This is a genomic window from Bradyrhizobium sp. USDA 4504 (assembly GCF_054063995.1).
In genome coordinates this window covers 3,226,444-3,243,806 of record NZ_JBSSGV010000001.1, presented here as the reverse complement: position 1 = coordinate 3,243,806, position 17,363 = coordinate 3,226,444, and the positions used below count along the sequence as shown (strand labels likewise).

Annotated in this window: 18 protein-coding genes and 1 tRNA gene; 16 read left to right on the top strand and 3 right to left on the bottom strand. The window is 64.6% G+C overall.

What is annotated here, in order from left to right:
• The first annotated feature begins 196 nt into the window (after positions 1 to 196).
• From glyA to ACVMB1_RS14895, 9 genes are all read left to right on the top strand, one after another.
• A complete protein-coding gene (gene glyA / locus ACVMB1_RS14935) occupies positions 197 to 1,498 on the top strand; it encodes a serine hydroxymethyltransferase (protein ID WP_057020726.1) in 1,302 nt (433 codons plus the stop codon).
• A 26-nt stretch (positions 1,499 to 1,524) separates the two neighbouring features.
• Positions 1,525 to 2,007, top strand: coding sequence for a transcriptional regulator NrdR (gene nrdR / locus ACVMB1_RS14930; protein WP_016844999.1), 483 nt, complete (start codon positions 1,525 to 1,527; stop codon positions 2,005 to 2,007).
• A complete protein-coding gene (ribD, locus tag ACVMB1_RS14925; RefSeq protein WP_253623803.1) occupies positions 2,004 to 3,164 on the top strand; it encodes a bifunctional diaminohydroxyphosphoribosylaminopyrimidine deaminase/5-amino-6-(5-phosphoribosylamino)uracil reductase RibD in 1,161 nt (386 codons plus the stop codon). The genes nrdR and ribD overlap by 4 nt, the downstream gene beginning before the upstream one ends.
• A gap of 110 nt (positions 3,165 to 3,274) precedes the next feature.
• On the top strand, positions 3,275 to 3,883 hold the full coding sequence (locus ACVMB1_RS14920; protein ID WP_168855964.1) for a riboflavin synthase: 609 nt from the start codon (positions 3,275 to 3,277) through the stop codon (positions 3,881 to 3,883).
• 234 nt (positions 3,884 to 4,117) lie between these two features.
• Positions 4,118 to 4,609 carry a 6,7-dimethyl-8-ribityllumazine synthase gene (gene ribH / locus ACVMB1_RS14915; protein ID WP_076834363.1) on the top strand — a complete coding sequence of 164 codons (492 nt, stop codon included), beginning with the start codon at positions 4,118 to 4,120 and terminating at the stop codon, positions 4,607 to 4,609.
• A 2-nt stretch (positions 4,610 to 4,611) separates the two neighbouring features.
• On the top strand, positions 4,612 to 5,106 hold the full coding sequence (nusB, locus tag ACVMB1_RS14910) for a transcription antitermination factor NusB (protein WP_016844994.1): 495 nt from the start codon (positions 4,612 to 4,614) through the stop codon (positions 5,104 to 5,106).
• A 150-nt stretch (positions 5,107 to 5,256) separates the two neighbouring features.
• On the top strand, positions 5,257 to 6,258 hold the full coding sequence (gene thiL, locus ACVMB1_RS14905; RefSeq protein ID WP_168855937.1) for a thiamine-phosphate kinase: 1,002 nt from the start codon (positions 5,257 to 5,259) through the stop codon (positions 6,256 to 6,258).
• A gap of 285 nt (positions 6,259 to 6,543) precedes the next feature.
• On the top strand, positions 6,544 to 8,664 hold the full coding sequence (locus tag ACVMB1_RS14900) for a sodium-translocating pyrophosphatase (protein ID WP_076834360.1): 2,121 nt from the start codon (positions 6,544 to 6,546) through the stop codon (positions 8,662 to 8,664).
• An 88-nt stretch (positions 8,665 to 8,752) separates the two neighbouring features.
• The gene (locus ACVMB1_RS14895) at positions 8,753 to 8,908 is read left to right on the top strand and encodes a hypothetical protein (RefSeq protein ID WP_167350400.1); all 156 of its coding nucleotides are present in this window, start codon (positions 8,753 to 8,755) and stop codon (positions 8,906 to 8,908) included.
• Between the two features lie 42 nt (positions 8,909 to 8,950).
• Here the strand turns inward: ACVMB1_RS14895 and ACVMB1_RS14890 are convergent, their stop codons facing one another.
• Positions 8,951 to 9,958, bottom strand: a complete 1,008-nt coding sequence (locus ACVMB1_RS14890) for a Bug family tripartite tricarboxylate transporter substrate binding protein (protein ID WP_141341073.1) — start codon at positions 9,956 to 9,958, stop codon at positions 8,951 to 8,953.
• Positions 9,959 to 10,115: 157 nt separating this feature from the next.
• On the bottom strand, positions 10,116 to 10,592 hold the full coding sequence (locus ACVMB1_RS14885; RefSeq protein WP_018271914.1) for an outer membrane protein assembly factor BamE: 477 nt from the start codon (positions 10,590 to 10,592) through the stop codon (positions 10,116 to 10,118).
• A 137-nt stretch (positions 10,593 to 10,729) separates the two neighbouring features.
• Here ACVMB1_RS14885 and ACVMB1_RS14880 point away from each other — a divergent pair, with 137 nt between their 5' ends.
• The 7 genes from ACVMB1_RS14880 (at position 10,730) to ACVMB1_RS14850 (ending at position 15,592) form a co-directional block, all read left to right on the top strand.
• On the top strand, positions 10,730 to 11,281 hold the full coding sequence (locus tag ACVMB1_RS14880; RefSeq protein WP_141341072.1) for a ubiquinol-cytochrome C chaperone family protein: 552 nt from the start codon (positions 10,730 to 10,732) through the stop codon (positions 11,279 to 11,281).
• The gene (locus ACVMB1_RS14875; RefSeq protein WP_456848684.1) at positions 11,278 to 11,871 is read left to right on the top strand and encodes a YceD family protein; all 594 of its coding nucleotides are present in this window, start codon (positions 11,278 to 11,280) and stop codon (positions 11,869 to 11,871) included. The genes ACVMB1_RS14880 and ACVMB1_RS14875 overlap by 4 nt, the downstream gene beginning before the upstream one ends.
• A gap of 309 nt (positions 11,872 to 12,180) precedes the next feature.
• Positions 12,181 to 13,242, top strand: a complete 1,062-nt coding sequence (gene plsX / locus ACVMB1_RS14870; RefSeq protein WP_076834353.1) for a phosphate acyltransferase PlsX — start codon at positions 12,181 to 12,183, stop codon at positions 13,240 to 13,242.
• Complete coding sequence (locus tag ACVMB1_RS14865; RefSeq protein ID WP_057020717.1) at positions 13,239 to 14,216, top strand: beta-ketoacyl-ACP synthase III; 978 nt, start codon at positions 13,239 to 13,241, stop codon at positions 14,214 to 14,216. The genes plsX and ACVMB1_RS14865 overlap by 4 nt, the downstream gene beginning before the upstream one ends.
• A gap of 130 nt (positions 14,217 to 14,346) precedes the next feature.
• A complete protein-coding gene (locus tag ACVMB1_RS14860; RefSeq protein ID WP_035631661.1) occupies positions 14,347 to 14,682 on the top strand; it encodes an integration host factor subunit alpha in 336 nt (111 codons plus the stop codon).
• A 127-nt stretch (positions 14,683 to 14,809) separates the two neighbouring features.
• Entirely contained in the window at positions 14,810 to 15,403 is a 594-nt protein-coding gene (locus ACVMB1_RS14855) for a MerR family transcriptional regulator (RefSeq protein ID WP_018271909.1), read from the top strand.
• 111 nt (positions 15,404 to 15,514) lie between these two features.
• Positions 15,515 to 15,592: transfer RNA gene (locus ACVMB1_RS14850), tRNA-Pro, on the top strand.
• Positions 15,593 to 16,429: 837 nt separating this feature from the next.
• On the opposite strand, the gene ACVMB1_RS14845 is transcribed toward ACVMB1_RS14850, so the two are convergent.
• On the bottom strand, positions 16,430 to 16,942 hold the full coding sequence (locus ACVMB1_RS14845; protein ID WP_168855931.1) for a MarR family winged helix-turn-helix transcriptional regulator: 513 nt from the start codon (positions 16,940 to 16,942) through the stop codon (positions 16,430 to 16,432).
• Between the last annotated feature and the right edge of the window lie 421 nt (positions 16,943 to 17,363).

Genomic DNA, 17,363 nt, shown 5'->3' with positions numbered 1-17,363 from the left:
CGGGTGGCGGGGGCGGCCGTCCGGCCGGCTGGCAATCCCCGCCATCCCCACCATATCTGGCATAATTGACCGGCAGGGACCGCAACCGCTTGGCCATTTTGGGGCGATGTGATAACGCTCTGAAACCAGCTTCGACCGCCACTCGTGACCGTCCGCATCCTGCCTAAAGGCTTGCGGCGGTGGAGATATTTCGCCGATGACCTCGTCCAGCAAGACCGCTTCCGCGCCCGATTCCTTCTTCACCGCAACCCTCGCCCAGGCCGATCCCGAGATCGCCGCCGCGATCAAGGGCGAGCTCGGCCGGCAGCGTCATGAGATCGAGCTGATCGCCTCGGAAAACATCGTCAGCCGCGCCGTGCTAGAGGCGCAGGGCTCGGTGATGACTAACAAATATGCGGAGGGTTATCCGGGCGCGCGCTACTACGGCGGTTGCGAGTGGGTCGACGTCGCCGAGACGCTGGCGATCGAGCGCGCCAAGAAGCTGTTCGGCGCCGGCTTCGCCAACGTCCAGCCGAACTCCGGCAGCCAGATGAATCAGGCGGCGTTTCTGGCGCTGCTGCAACCAGGCGACACCTTCATGGGCCTCGACCTCGCGGCCGGCGGCCATCTCACCCATGGTTCGCCGGTCAACATGTCAGGCAAGTGGTTCAAGGCCGCGCACTACACCGTGCGCCGCGAGGACCAGATCATCGACATGGACGAGGTGCAGAAGCTGGCCGAGCAGGTCAAGCCGAAGCTGATCATCGCGGGCGGCTCGGCCTATTCGCGCGCCTGGGACTTCAAGCGCTTCCGCGAGATCGCGGATTCCGTCGGCGCGTATCTGCTGGTCGACATGGCGCATTTCGCGGGCCTCGTCGCCGGCGGCGTGCATGCCTCGCCGGTGCCGCACGCCCACGTCACCACTACGACGACGCACAAGTCGTTGCGCGGCCCGCGCGGCGGCCTGATCCTCACCAATGACGAGACGCTGGCCAAGAAGCTGAACTCGGCGATCTTCCCGGGCCTGCAGGGCGGTCCGCTGATGCACGTCATCGCCGCCAAGGCGGTGGCGTTCGCAGAAGCGCTGCGGCCGGACTTCAAGGTCTACGCCAAGAACGTGGTCGAGAACGCCAAGGCGCTGGCGGAGACGCTGCGCGGCCATGGCCTCGACATCGTCTCGGGCGGCACCGACAACCATCTGATGCTGGTCGACCTCAGGCCGAAGGGCCTGAAGGGCAACATCTCCGAGAAGGCGCTGGTGCGCGCCGCCATCACCTGCAACAAGAACGGTATCCCGTTCGATCCCGAAAAGCCGTTCGTCACCTCCGGCCTGCGGCTCGGTACGCCGGCGGCGACCACGCGCGGCTTCGGCGTCGCCGAGTTCAAGCAGGTCGGCGGCATGATCGCGGAAGTGCTGAACGCGCTGGCGCAGTCGCCGGACGGCAAGGCGCCGCTGGTCGAGGCCGCGATCAAGGAGCGCGTCAAGGCGCTGACCGATCGCTTCCCGATCTATCAGTAAAAGGTCGTTGCTAGAGGTCCCGTCGGATGCGCTGCCCGAGCTGCAATTCTCTCGACACGCAGGTCAAGGACTCGCGTCCGACCGAGGACTCCGCGGTCATTCGCAGGCGTCGCGTCTGCATGGCCTGCAACTTCCGCTTCACGACCTTCGAGCGGGTGCAGCTGCGCGAACTGACCGTCATCAAGCGCAACGGCCGCCGCGTGCCGTTCGACCGCGACAAGCTGGTGCGCTCGCTGCAGATCTCCTTGCGCAAGCGCCCGGTGGAATCCGAGCGGGTGGAGAAGATGGTGTCCACCATCGTGCGCGAGCTCGAAAGCGGCGGCGAGGCCGAGGTCTCCTCTGAGGCGATCGGCGAGATCGTGATGGAGCATCTGCGCCAGCTCGACGACGTCGCCTATGTGCGCTTCGCCTCGGTCTACCGCAATTTCCGCGAGGCCAAGGACTTCGAGGCCGTGCTCGACGAATTGACCGGCGAAGAGGACCCGCGGCTCGCGACGCTACGCAAATGATCTTCCGCATTCTGGAAGACCAGTTCGCGCAGAAGGCCAAAGAGGCCAAGGAAGCGGCAAAGGCGGCCGATCTGCGCTTCATGCAGCTGGCGCTGGCGCTTGGCCGGCGCGGGCTCGGGCGCACCTGGCCCAATCCGGCGGTCGGCGCCGTCATCATCAAGGACGGCGTGATCGTCGGCCGCGGCTGGACGCAAGCAGGCGGCCGGCCGCATGCCGAGGTCGAGGCACTCAGGCGCGCCGGCGATGCCGCGCGCGGCGCCACGCTCTACGTGACGCTCGAACCCTGCTCGCATTTCGGCCGCTCGCCGCCTTGTGCGGACGCCGTGGTGGCGGCCGGGCTCGCCCGCGTCGTCTCGGCGATCGAGGATCCCAATCCGGAAGTCGCGGGGCAGGGGCACGCCAGGCTGCGTGCCGCAGGCATCGCGGTCGATGTCGGGCTGTGCGCGGAAGAGGCCGCGCGCGACCATGCCGGGCACTTCCGCCGTATCCGCGACAAGCGCCCGCATGTGATCCTCAAGCTCGCGGTGTCCGCCGACGACAAGATCGCTGCCAGCGGCCATAAGCCGGTTACGATCACCGGAGAGGCCGCGCGGACCCGGGTGCATCTGCTGCGCGCGCAGAGCGATGCGATCCTGGTCGGCATCGGCACGGTCAAGGCCGACGATCCGCTCTTGACCTGCCGGTTACCGGGGATGGCGGCGCGCTCGCCAGTGCGCCTGGTGCTGGACCGCGCGCTGCGGATTTCTGGCGACAGCCGCCTGGTGCATTCGGCGCGCGAGACGCCGCTCTGGGTGATGACCTCCGACATGGCGGAGGCGCCTGCCGCGGTGAAGCTCGGCGCCGCCGGCGCGCAGGTGATCCGCATCGCCGCCAGCGCGCCTGATGGTCTCGATCTGCCGTCCGTCCTGCATGCGCTGGCGGAGAGGGGGATTTCGCGGCTGCTGGTCGAGGGCGGATCGCGCGTGGCAAATTCTTTCGTGGCAGCCGGCCTTGTCGACGAGATCTGGCTGTTGCGCGGACCCGATGCGATCGGTGCCGGTGGTGTTCCCGCGCTGGACGCAATGCCGCTCGACGCAATCACGCAGTCGCCCGCCTTCCGGCTTCGTGCTAGCGAAGCCTTGGCCAAAGATGTTTTGACTATCTACGATCGATCCTAAGTCGTCATGCCCGGGCTTGACCCGGGCATCCACGTCTTGGTCGCCAGCAGTGAAGTAAGTCGTGGATGGCCGGGTGAAGCCCGGCCATGACGAAGAGTAAGAGGTTTGTTGTGTTCACGGGAATTGTCACCGATATCGGTGAGATCACCAGCCTGAAGCAGGTGGCGCAGGGGCAACTGCATCGCATGCGGATTGCCTGCGACTACGACCAGACCACGATCGCCAACGGCGCCTCGATCGCCTGCAACGGCGTCTGCCTCACCGTCGTCGCCTCCGGCACCGCCGATGGCAAGACCTGGTTCGATGTCGATGCGGCGGCCGAGACGCTCGGCATGACCACCGCCAAGCATTGGGCGCAGGGCGGCCGGCTCAATCTCGAGCGCGCGCTCAAGATCGGCGACGAACTCGGCGGTCACATCGTGGCCGGGCATGCCGATGGCATCGCCACCATCGTCAAGCGCGACGACCTGCCCGACATGGCGCGCTTCGAGCTGCGAACCAGCCGCGAACTGGCGCGTTTCATCGCGGCGAAGGGATCGGTCACGCTGGACGGCGTGTCGCTGACCGTGAATACGGTCGGCGACGTCAGCTTTTCGGTGCTGATCATCCCGCACACGCTTTCCGTGACGACCCTGAGCGCCTGGAAGGCCGGCAGCGAGGTCAATATCGAGGTCGATCTGATGGCCCGCTACGCGGCGCGGCTGTCGGAGATGAAATGACGGCATAGCCGTCAAGCGGCAGTCATTCCGGGGCGATGCGAAGCATCGAACCCGGAATCTCGAGATTCCCCGGTGCACTATTGTGCACCTGCGGTCTGGTCCTTCGGACCATCCCGGAATGACAGTGCCTGAGGCATTCGTGCTTGGCTTCAGTCGTCGGGGCGACTACAAACTCGCGAAACGTTGACATCCAACGTTATCGGTAAATGTCAACAATATGAAATGGATACGTAGATGGCTGACGCGCGGCGCGCACCCCTGAAGGACCAGACCGACATTACCGGCGCACGCGTGCTGATCGTCGAGGCGCGGTTCTATGACGACATCCAGGACGCGCTGCTGGAAGGCGCGTTGGCCGAGATCAAGGCCGCGGGTGCGACGCACGACGTGATCACGGTGCCGGGCGCGCTGGAGATTCCGGCGGCGATTGCGATCGCGATCGATGCGGCTGAAGCGAACGGCAAGCCGTATGACGCGGCGATCGCGCTCGGCTGCGTGGTGCGCGGCGACACCATCCATTTCGAGATCGTCTCGCAGGAGTCCTCGCGCGGATTGATGGATTTGGCCATCAGCCGGAAATTCCCGCTCGGCAACGGCATCCTCACCGTCAACACCGAGGCGCAGGCCTGGGCGCGGGCGCGCGCCAGCGAACTCAACAAGGGCGGCGACGCGGCGCGTGCGGCGCTGGCGATGCTGCGGATCAAACGCCGCCTGGCAAAGGCCTGACCATGGCAGACAACAAGAAGCCCGCGAAAGCCCCCGACAGAAAAGCCAACCGCCGCGGCGCGGCACGGCTCGCGGCGGTGCAGGCGCTCTATCAGATGGACATCGGCGGCGCCGGCATCAACGACATCTTCGCCGAGTTCGAGAGCCACTGGCTCGGCAACGAGGTCGAGGGCGAGAAATATTTGCCGGCGGAAGCCGCGTTCTTCCGCGACGTGGTCTCCGGCGTGGTGCGCGACCAGGCCCGGCTCGATCCTTTGATCGACGAGGCGCTGTCGAAGGGCTGGCCGCTGAAGCGGATCGACGCCATCCTGCGCGCGGTGCTGCGGGCAGGCTCCTACGAGCTCGAGCACCGCAAAGACGTGCCGGGCCGCGTGGTGGTCTCCGAATATGTCGACGTCGCGCATGCCTTCGTTGAGAAGGACGAAACCGGCATGGTCAACGCCGTGCTCGACCAGATCGCGCGCCAGTTCCGCGGCGACGAGTTTGTGCGGAGCTAGGTGCCGCGATGCCGCCCACCTCCGTAGCCGTCACCCTGAGGTGCCGTAGCGAAGCGGAGGCCTCGAAGGGCGACGGCGTGGCGCTACGGTCGCATCGGGGCCGTGCATCCTTCGAGGCTCGCTTTGCTCGCACCTCAGGATGACGGGTTGATGACCCAAGCAAGCAAACATACCTCCGGCGAAGACTCCCTGATCGCGCGCTATTTCAAGCCGCTCGCGACCGATCCGGGTGCGTTCGGGCTCGACGATGACGCCGCCGCGCTGAGGGCGGCCGGCGAGGACATCGTGGTCACCACGGACGCCATCGTCGAGGGCGTGCATTTCCTCGGCGATGATCCGCCCGACACGCTGGCGCGCAAGGCGCTGCGGGTGAACCTCTCCGACATCGCCGCCAAGGGCGCGGTGCCGGCGGGCTTCGTGCTGACGCTGGCGCTGCGCGGCGCCGAGGAGGCCTGGCTGAAGCCGTTTGCCCGGGCGCTCGGCGAGGACGCCGCGCATTTCGGCTGCCCGCTGCTCGGCGGCGACACGGTCTCGACACCGGGGCCGCTGATGATCTCGATCACTGCGTTCGGCCGGGTGCCGCAGGGCACGATGGTGCATCGCGCGGGAGCACAGGCGGGCGACTGTGTGTTCGTCACCGGCACGATCGGAGACGCCGCGCTCGGCCTCGATGTGCTCCGGGGTGGCCCGGTCGCCGCGGCTCTGGCGGACGATGTCGTCGGGCGGGATTTTCTTGCCGCCCGTTACCGTGTTCCGCAGCCGCGCAACGCCTTGGCCACGGCCGTCCGCACCCACGCCAGCGCCGCGATGGATGTGTCCGACGGTCTTGCCGGCGATCTGACCAAGCTTTGCGCAGCCAGTGGTGTGGCGGGCGTGATCAACGTGCCGAGCATCCCGTTGTCGTCCGCGGCCGCAGGGCTGCTCGCGCGCCGGGCGATCGGTATCGAGACCTTGGTGGCCGGCGGTGATGATTACGAGCTCTTGTGCGCGGTCCCGAGCGATCATGTCGACGCGTTTCTGCGCGACGCACGGCAGGCCAAGGTCGCGGTGACCGCAATCGGCGGCCTGATCGCAGGCTTGTCGCCACCAAGCTTCCTCGACGGGCAGGGGCGGGAACTGAAGCTGAGGCGGCTGTCCTACAGCCATTTCTAGAGCGTTTTCGAGCGAAGCGGGCACCGGTTCGCGTTAAGAAAACGCGTCGGAACGGAAGCAGCTCTGGACTTCCCGCGCCTGATCGCGCCGATTTTCCTTCTAAATAGCTGCCGATATCGGCGTTTTCGGCCACGGGTGGCGTTGCACAGCGGTAACGATTTTGGCAAGGTCGCGCCCGATTTGAGGCAATCCGTTTTTGGGGAGGATTGTCCTCGCAAAATAAGCGCCTGCCGCCCCCTAGCGGCACAAGAAGGCGCGGGGGTTACATCAAGGATCTGAGGCAACATGACAGCTTTATGGTTGATTGTGCTCTGCGGGGCGCTTTCCATCGTCTACGCGATCTGGGCGACGCAGTCGGTCTTGAACGCGGATGCGGGTAATCCGCGCATGCAGGAAATCGCGGCCGCGGTGCGCGAGGGCGCACAGGCCTATCTGCGGCGGCAGTACACCACGATCGGCATGGTCGGTATCGTGATCTTCGTGGTGCTGGCCTACTTCCTGGGCCTGCCGGTGGCGATCGGCTTTGCGATCGGCGCCATCCTGTCGGGGGCTGCCGGCTTCATCGGCATGAACGTCTCGGTGCGCGCCAACGTCCGCACCGCGCAGGCGGCAACCACCTCGCTCGCCGGCGGCCTCGAACTCGCCTTCAAGGCGGGCGCGATCACCGGCATGCTGGTTGCGGGGCTCGCGCTGCTCGGCGTCACCATCTATTTCATGATCCTGGTCAAGTTCATGGGTCTGGAAGCGGGCAGCCGCACCGTGGTCGACGCCATGGTGGCGCTCGGCTTCGGCGCCTCGCTGATCTCGATCTTCGCCCGTCTCGGCGGCGGCATCTTCACCAAGGGTGCGGACGTCGGCGGCGACCTCGTCGGCAAGGTCGAGGCCGGTATCCCCGAGGACGATCCGCGTAACCCGGCCACCATCGCCGACAATGTCGGCGACAATGTCGGCGACTGCGCCGGCATGGCGGCGGACCTGTTCGAGACCTATGCGGTGACCGCGGTCGCCACCATGGTGCTCGCGGCGATCTTCTTCGCCAAGACGCCGATCCTGGTGAACATGATGACGCTGCCGCTCGCGATCGGCGGCATCTGCATCATCACCTCGATCATCGGCACCTTCTTCGTCAAGCTCGGTGCCAGCCAGTCCATCATGGGCGCCCTCTACAAGGGCCTGATCGCCACCGGCATCCTGTCGCTGGTCGGCGTCGCGCTCGTGATCAATTGGCTGGTCGGCTTCGGCAAGCTCGACGGCGTCGACTATACCGGCATGGCGCTGTTCTGGTGTGGCGTGGTCGGTCTCGTCGTCACCGGCCTGATCATCTGGATCACCGAATACTACACCGGCACCGACTATCGCCCGGTGAAGTCGATCGCCTCGGCCTCGGTCACCGGTCACGGCACCAACGTGATCCAGGGCCTCGCGGTCTCGATGGAAGCGACCGCGCTGCCCGCGATCGTGATCATCGCCGGCATCCTCGTCACCTACAGCCTTGCCGGCCTGTTCGGCATCGCGATCGCGACCGCCACCATGCTGGCGCTGGCCGGCATGATCGTCGCGCTCGACGCCTTCGGCCCGGTTACCGACAACGCCGGCGGCATCGCCGAGATGGCGGGGCTGCCGAAGGAGGTGCGCAAGTCGACCGACGCGCTCGACGCGGTCGGCAACACCACCAAGGCGGTGACCAAAGGCTACGCGATCGGCTCCGCCGGTCTCGGTGCGCTGGTGCTGTTTGCGGCCTATAATCAGGACCTCAAATTCTTCATCAGCGACTCCAATGCCCATGCCTACTTCAAGGGCGTCAACCCGGACTTCTCCCTGAACAATCCTTACGTCGTGGTCGGCCTGCTGTTCGGCGGCCTGCTGCCATATCTGTTCGGTGCGATGGGTATGACCGCGGTCGGTCGCGCCGCCGGCGCGATCGTCGAGGAAGTGCGCCGTCAGTTCCGCGAGAAGCCCGGCATCATGCAGGGTACCGACAAGCCGGACTACGGCAAGGCGGTCGACCTGCTGACCCGGGCGGCGATCAAGGAGATGATCATCCCGTCGCTGCTGCCGGTTCTGTCGCCGATCGTGGTCTACTTCCTGATCTACGCGATCGCGGGCGGTGGCGCAGCCGGTAAGTCGGCCGCTTTCTCCGCGGTCGGCGCCATGTTGCTCGGCGTCATCGTCACCGGCCTGTTCGTCGCGATCTCGATGACCTCGGGCGGCGGCGCGTGGGACAACGCAAAGAAGTACATCGAGGACGGCCACTACGGCGGCAAGGGCTCTGACGCCCACAAGTCCGCGGTGACCGGCGATACCGTCGGCGATCCCTACAAGGATACGGCGGGCCCGGCGGTGAACCCGATGATCAAGATCACCAACATCGTGGCGCTGCTGCTGCTGGCGATCCTGGCGCACTGAGCGGCGGACACGACTGAAACGAGGCCCCGCGGTGAAAGCCGCGGGGTTTTATTTTTGAACCAGACGCGAACAACACGGAGATCAATCGATGTCGCTCTCATCCGCACGGAACTACGCGCTCCGCGCCTCCAAATCGCAGGATCAGAAGGAGGCCATCGAGCTGCTCTCGAAGGCGATCATGGAACTGGCGATGTCGATTGAAGCGACCGACGCCAAGGTCAAGAAGATCAACAAGTCTTCGTAGCGTTGGCCGCAACGTGCTCAGGAAACGTCGTGACGGCGGCTGTTACTTGACCTCCATCTGCAAGCCTTCCTTCTCGATGATCGCCGCGAACTTCTTCGTCTCGGCATCGACGAAATCGGAGAATTGCTGGGGCGTGCCGTAGTCGGCGCGCGCGCCCATGCCGGCGATGTTCTTCTTGACGTCGTCGCGCTCCAGCATCGCCTTGACTTGGCGGTTCAACTCGTCGAGCACCGGGGCGGGCGCGGTCTTCGGCAGGAACACGCCGAACCAGGACGAGACGTCGAACTTTGCCAGTTCCGGCGCGCCCTCGCGCATCGTCGGCAGGTTCGGTGCGGAATCGCTACGCTCCGGCGTGGTGACACAGAGGCCGTTGAGCTTGCCGTCCTGCACCTGCGGCAGCGACGGATAGAGATTGTCGAACAGGATCTGGATGTCGCCGGCGAGCCCGGCCTGCAATGCGGGACCGGCGCCGCGGAACGGCACGTGCGTCATCTTCAACCCGGTGAGTTGCAGGAACCAGGCGCCGGTGAGGTGAGGGCTCTGTCCGGTACCGGACGAGCCGTAGGTGAGCTTGTCCGGATTCTTCTTCAGAAAGGCGATCAATTCGGGGATCGACTTGAGGCCGGTCGACGGATGCGCCGACACGATGTTCGGGATCCGGATCATGTTGGAGACCGGCTGCAACTGGTCGGCCTTGTAGGTCAGGTTGCGGAAGATGCTGTAGGCGATCGCGTTGGGGCCGGGATTGCCGATCAGGATGGTGTGGCCGTCGCCCTTGGCGCGCGCGACCTCGGATGTGCCGATGGTGCCGCCGGCACCGGAGCGATTCTCGACCACCACCGACTGGCCCCAGAGCGGCTGCAAATGCGCCGCGAGCAGCCGCCCCATCACGTCGGTCGAGCCGCCGGCCGCCGCCGGCACGACGATGCGGACGGTCTCGGTCGGCCGCCAGTCACCGGCGCCGAGGCTCGCGCGCGGCAGGATCGCCGCGGCCGTCAATGCGGCCGTGCCCGACAATACCGTACGACGGGAAAATCTCTTGGCTGTCATGCGTTTACCCCCTGCTCAGGCTCTTGTTTGCGAGCAAACTAGGGGACCGCTTGCCCCTCGGGCAAGCGACAACTTGGCGCAGCGGCTTATGCTCTGGACTCCGGTTTGACGCGTTGTCTCACGCGAACCGGAGCCCCCCACTTCGCTCGAAAACGCTCTAGTTGAAGCTCAGCAGCTTGAAGAGCGGTGTCAGGTAGGACATTTCCTGGCCCGACGTCGGCGTGGACCGGCTGACGAAGTCGAAGATCTTGCCGTCCTTCAGGCCGTAATTGGCCAGTCGGCGCACCTGCCGGTTCTTGTCGAAATAGACCGCGATCACGCGCTGGTCGATCACCCGCTGATTCATGAAGGCGACCGGGCGGGAGGTCCGTTGCGAGATGTAATAAAACACCTCGCCGTCCAGCGTTGCGACCGTCGAGGGCGTGCCGAGCACGATGAGCACCTGGTCCTGGCTCGCGCCGATCGGGATCTGCTCGAGCGCCCCCTCCGGCAGGATGTAGCCCTTCTGGAATTGTTCCCCGGCGCAGCCGCCGAGTGCGGCGCAGACGAGGCCAATCGCCGCGACGGCGCGGAGACGCGAAAAGAACCCGCGCGCGGAAGCGGCGCGAGACTGTCGTGAAAGAGTGTGGTTCATCGGCGGAACTGATCCGTCCCCTTGCATCGGCCGAGGCATTGACGTACCGGGCAGCTCAATGGATTGCAATCATGCCGAGCTCCAATGGGCGACCTCTCAACAGGCGACCCTTTGGGGACCGGCAGCCGGAACCCGTCATGCTTTGGCCGTTCAATCACTTCAGAAGACCCCGGGTGCCCGCGCGCAGCACCATTGAGACCATCTATGGCATGATCGTGACGCAGGCGCGAGAACCGTTGTTTTACCGTGACTTGGGCGTTCCGGACACGGTTAACGGCCGTTTTGACCTGCTTCTCATGCATCTGTGGCTGGTGCTGCGGCGACTGAAATCCGTCGAGGGCGGCGTCGCGCTATCCCAGGCCCTGTTTGATCATTTCTGCATCGATATGGACGACAATCTGCGCGAAATGGGCGTCGGCGACCTCACGGTGCCGAAGCGCATGCAGGCGTTCGGTGAAGCCTTCTACGGCCGCACCGCGGCCTATGATCTGGCGCTGACCGACAGCGAGGCGGCCTTGGCCGAGTCGTTCTGCAAGAACATCCTCAACGGTCAGAACATCGACAAGGCCCGCGAGCTCGCCGCCTATGCCAGGGAGGCGATCGAAGAGATGGCGCGCGCCGATCTCGCGGCGTTGGCCAAGGGCGCGTGGCGCTTTCCGGTACCACAGCCTGCGGGGACGGCGGCATGAGCGGCGGCGGCACAGGGCAGCCCGATGCACGGCGCGACCGCGACCCCTGGCGGGTCCTGGTCAACATCGCGCAGATTCCGGAGACCGGCCTGCATCGCGAGATCGCGGCCGACGAGGCGGCGCGCAAGGCGATGGCCGAAGTTGCCGAGTTGCGGGAAGTCGTCTCCGCGCGTGCAGAGTTCGACCTGCAGCCCAAGCGCGACGGCAGCTACCACGTCACCGGCAGAGTTAAGGCCAGGATCGGGCAGACCTGCGTGGTGACGCTCGATCCGATCGAGAACGAGATCGATGAGCCGATCGATGTGGTGTTCGCGCCGCCCGAGCAGATCCCGCAAATGGCCGACCTGGTCGACGACGCCGACGACAGCGATGAGGAAACGCCGGACCCGCCGGAGCCGATCGTCGGCGGCTTCATCGATATCGGCCGGCTTGCCACCGATGCGCTGTTTCTCGGCATAGACCGGTATCCGCGCAAGGTGGATGCGGTCTTTGAACAGAAGGCTGAAGCGCCTGACCCGGAAAATCATCCTTTCGCGGCGCTGAAGGCGCTGACGGAAAAGCCGGACGGCAAGAAGCCCAAGGGAAGTTGAGGGCGCCTGGCGCCACATTTGCGGGGATGGCTTGCCTGCAAGCTTGCGCGAGCGGTGTTCCTAGTTACTTCAAATACGTGTCACAATACATTGAAATACAATGTATTTCTGGTATGCTCCGATGTGTTGCGTGACGGTTCGGCAGCTGCCTCATTTGCGGTCAAGAGGTTGTGTCGGACCGAGGACACGCTATTGTCGCGTCCCGGCCGGGACGCGAGTTGGTGTTTCGCCGCGCGCCGTTGACGGCGGTGACTTCAAGCTCGCGGTCTTCGTCTGAAGGCTGCGGGAAAGCAGGCTTCCGGGACGTTCATGCCTCAAAAGGTTCGAATAGCGCTTGACGCCATGGGGGGCGATGTCGGCGCTTCCGTCGTCATTCCCGGCGCCGCGATCTCGTTAAGCCGTCATCCCGACAGCGAATTCCTGCTGGTCGGGGACCGGGCCCAGATCGAGCCGGAGCTCGCCAAGCATCCGGCACTGAAGGCGGTATCGAAAGTGATCCATACCGACGTCGCCGTGAAGAACGATGAGAAGCCGAGCCAGGCGCTGCGGCGGACCCGAAGGGCGTCCTCGATGTGGCTCGCGATCGACGCCGTGAAGCATGGCGAGGCCGACGTTGCGGTCTCCGCCGGCAACAGCGGCGCGCTGATGGCGATGGGCAGCCTCAATCTGCGGACGCTCCCCGGTGTCGACCGCCCGGCGCTTGCGGCGGTGTGGCCGACGCTGCGCGGCGACTCTGTCGTGCTCGACCTCGGCGCCACGATCGGCGGCGACGCCCGCCATCTGGCGACGCTGGCGGTGATGGGCAGCGCCATGGCGAGCGTGCTGTTCAACCTCGAACGGCCGACCGTCGGCCTGCTCAACATCGGGTCCGAGGAGATGAAGGGGCACGGGGAAATCCGCGAGGCGGCGGAGATGCTGCGTGCGATGAACTCGACTCAGTTCAACTATATCGGCTTCGTCGAGGGCGACGCGATCGGCAAGGGCCTCGCCGACGTCATCGTGTCGGAAGGTTTCAGCGGCAACATTGCGCTCAAGGCCGCCGAAGGAACCGCGCGCCAGATGTTCACGCTGCTGCGCGAGGCCATGTCATCTAGCTGGCTAGCGCGGATCGGCTATTTGCTGGCCCGCGGCGCGTTCCAGAAGCTGCGCGACAAGCTCGATCCCAACAAGTCGAATGGCGGCCTGCTGCTCGGCCTGAAGGGCGTCGTGGTCAAGAGCCATGGCGGCACCAACGCGGAAGGCTTTGCCTATGCGGTGGATGTTGGCTATGAGATGGCCCACTTCGATCTCCTCACCAAGATCAATCAGATGCTTAATCGCGACGGCAGTGCGCTGGTGCAGGCGCAGACCGCGCAGGAGGCTGTCTCGTGACTGCTATACGTTCGGTAGTGCTCGGCTGCGGCTCATATTTGCCGGAGCGGGTTTTGACCAATGCCGAACTGGCCACCCGGATCGACACGTCGGATGACTGGATCGTGCAGCGCACCGGCATCAGCGAGCGCCACATCGCGGCCGACGACGAATTCACCTCGCATCTGGCGATCAAGGCGGCGCAGGCCGCGCTCGCCCACGCGCAAGTCGATGCGCAGTCGATCGACCTGATCGTGCTCGCGACCTCGACGCCCGACAACACCTTTCCCGCCACCGCGGTCGCCGTCCAGCACGGGCTCGGCATCAACCATGGCGTCGCCTTCGACCTGCAGGCGGTCTGCTCCGGCTTCGTCTTCGCGCTGGCCACCGCCGATAATTTCCTGCGCGCCGGCACCCACAAGCGGGCGCTGGTGATCGGTGCCGAGACCTTCTCACGCATCCTCGACTGGAACGACCGCGGCACCTGCGTGCTGTTCGGCGACGGCGCCGGCGCGGTCGTGCTGGAGGCGCAGCAGCATTCCGGCACCACCAGCGACCCCGGCGTGTTGACGACGCATCTGCGCTCCGACGGCCGCCACAAGGCGAAGCTGTTCGTCGATGGCGGGCCCGGCTCGACCAGGACGGTCGGGTATCTCCGGATGGAGGGCCGCGAGGTGTTCAAGCACGCCGTCGGCATGATCACCGACGTGATCGTCGACGCCTTCAACGCCACCGGCTTTACCGCCGAGGACATCACCTGGTTCATCCCGCACCAGGCCAACAAGCGAATCATCGATGCGTCGGCGCACAAGCTCCATATTGCGCCGCAGAAGGTGGTCCTGACGGTCGACAAGCACGGCAACACGTCGGCGGCCTCGATCCCGCTCGCGCTGTCGGTCGCCGTGAAGGACGGGCGCGTCAAGAAGGGCGATCTGGTGCTGTTCGAGGCGATGGGCGGCGGCTTCACCTGGGGCTCGGCGCTCGTGCGCTGGTAGCGTATCGCCAAACAGTATCGACAGGTTGCCGGTATCTTTCCTGCGCCTGGGCGCTGGTCGCTGTTGACCATTGCGCGCTAAGCTTTTAATTTCAGTCAAGAAATTGTTCGCCGAGAGTGCGGGGCAGGCGATGACCACGGGAACCGGAAAAACAGTTACGCGCGTCGATTTGTGTGAGGCGGTCTACCAAAAGGTGGGTCTGTCGCGCACGGAATCGTCGGCATTTGTCGAGTTGGTGCTGAAGGAGATCACCGATTGCCTGGAAAAGGGCGAGACGGTGAAGCTGTCCTCGTTCGGCTCCTTCATGGTGCGCAAGAAGGGCCAGCGTATCGGCCGTAATCCGAAGACCGGCACCGAGGTGCCGATTTCGCCGCGGCGGGTGATGGTGTTCAAGCCGTCGGCGATCCTGAAGCAGCGGATCAATGGCCATGTCGTCACCAATGGCGACGGCAGCAAGGCCGACTAGAGCGTTTTCAAGCGAAGTGGATACCCGGTTCGCGTGAAGAAAGCGCGGCAAACCTAGAATCCGGAGCCCCGTTCCGATTCAATCGGAACGGAAAGGCTCCAGGCATTGAGCTCAAAGGAGCGGGCATTTGGACAAGGCGCCGGATGCGTTCCGTACCATCAGCGAGGTCGCTGATGAACTCGATATTCCCCAGCATGTGCTGAGATTCTGGGAAACGCGCTTCGCGCAGATCAAGCCGATGAAGCGCAGCGGCGGACGCCGCTATTATCGCCCCGACGACGTCGACCTGCTCAAGGGCATCCGCCGGCTGCTGTACGGCGAGGGCTACACCATCCGCGGTGTGCAGCGGATCCTGAAGGAGCACGGCATCAAATCGGTGCAGGGCATCGCCGACCAGACCGCGGCGGTCTCGTTCGGCGCGGTCGAGGAAGCCGTCGGCAACAGCATGGCCGAGCCCGACGACCTCGAGAGCAGCGACGGCCTCGATTTCGACGGCGAGGAGGGTGATGGCGACGAGAAGGGGATCGACTACCGATTCGTCGATCCCGACGAGGATCCGATCCTGTCGACCTACAAGGCGCACGCCCAGCCGGGCAAGGCGCCCGCCGCGCCGCCGGTTCGTCCCTCCGTTCCGTCAGTCGATCGGGAGCGGCTCGAACGCGTGCTGCAGGAGCTGGTCGCCTGCCGACAGATGATCGACGCGGCGATGAAGGACGGCTGAGGCAAGGAAGCCTGCCGAGGAAACCTGCCAAGGGAACCGGCCTCGGAATACAGTCTTTGAGAGCCTGCCCCGCCTTGCGCGAACGCAGGATCGCAGCTAATGGAACGGCATCGGAGCGTGGCGCAGCCCGGTTAGCGCACTAGTCTGGGAGACTAGGGGTCGGAGGTTCAAATCCTCTCGCTCCGACCATTTTTCTCAAAATTCGTTCGGTGTGGCTTGAAGCGGGCGCGCATCGCTCGCCGTCGGCTTGCGATTGGTTGCCAATGCTGTTCGCCAGTCGCGGAAAGCTGTGCGCGGAAGCCAACACGCTGTCGTTAATATCGAGCAAACGCTCGTTGAAGAGGCAGCACCAAGCCGATCGCATCGGCGGCTGTCGTTGTCGATGAACAATCGTTCATGGAACGCCACTGATTTCAGGCGGTTAGTCGCGGGGCGCATTTTGGAGGACAAGATGAAGCACGCAATCATCGTCCTTTCCGCGGCATGCCTGATGGCTTCCACCCCGGTTGCTTTTGCACAGGGCGTTTCGAGCAAATCACCTGGACACGAGATGCAAAAGAAGGGCTCCAAGAAAGGAAGTCACGGCGCTTCGGGCTATGCACCCGGGCACGAGATGCAGGCACGAGGATCGAAAGCCGGGAGCCCAGGGGCCTCTGGCTACGCCCCTGGTCAGACGACGGGGTCGGGCAGCGGGATGACCGGAGGCAGCTCGACCAGGTCCAGATAGTTACACTGTAAGTTTTTCGGGGCCCCGGCCGTCAGCGCCGGGGCTCCTTTTCCATAGCCCGTTCACGGATCGACCGCGGCTTGGCCCGTTTCATGCTTTCCATTGAGGGGCAAATGGGGGGCCAACATGATTGCTGAACACTTTCTGGTCTGGGCTGCGCTGCTGAGCGTTCTCGCCTTCCTGGCGTTCCAGTCGCCGGGGCGCGGACACCGATAAGTCTCCGCTTCCAACGCTTCGCGAGGTGAGCGGCGCGATCGTGCCGGTTGCCAGTCGTCCCGTCTGCTGCAGAGCCGGTCGCCTCAGGCCTCGGCCTCCATCGCAACAATCAGGCAGGCCTTTTCCAGGCGGTTGGTAAGCATCGAAAGCTTGGCCGTGAACTCGGCCAGCTCAGCCTCGCTGAACTCCTCGAACACGGTTTTCTTGAACGCCTTGTGCTGTTCGGCGAGGCCTGCGAGGTGCCTTTTGGTCTTGTCGGTCAGCGACAGCCGCACCACGCGCGCATCGGCCGGGGAGGGCGCGCGCCGCAGCAGCTCCTTCTGCTCGAGCAGCTTGGACTGCGTGGTCACGAACGACGGATCGACGTGCAGCAGCTTCGACACCACGTTGATCGGCACGCCGTCATCCTTGTCGAGATCCGAGATCGCGATGAGAATCATCCATTGCGGACCGCTGACGCCAAGCGACTTGCCCCAGAACTGACGGACGCGCTCCAGATGCGAGTTGATGGCCGAAATCTCGAGCGTGAACCGCTTGATGATGTCGAGATGTTCGATGGCGCGCTGGCGCGTCGAATCCTTCCTTGTCACTGACACAGCTTCCTCTTCCCTCGGGCGCCGACTCAGCTTTGTGCTGATTTATTTCTTGTTTTCCGCGCTGCAGTAGGTTTTTTCCCGCAAGCCGCCAACGAACGCAAGTGAACGTAAAGTAATTATGATGGTCGTGTGACGGTTGGACTATTTGGGATGTGACAAGTTTTCTCAGGTAGGCAAAGGGCTTACAGGCAGCGTTGCCGGCGAGACACAGTGTGGCCGCATTCGCATTCCTGACTTTATAAACTATTTTGATTGGCGAACTCGCCAATGCATATTGAACCCGGCGGTAGGGGAATCTCGATCGTCCCGTTGCGGTGATCGTTCAAGTCCGTCGCACACCACAGATTGATCTGAGGGTGCGGGGTTTGGGGAAAACGGTCTTGGACAATGCGGGAGGATCACGGGGCGCTCGCGGCCTCGG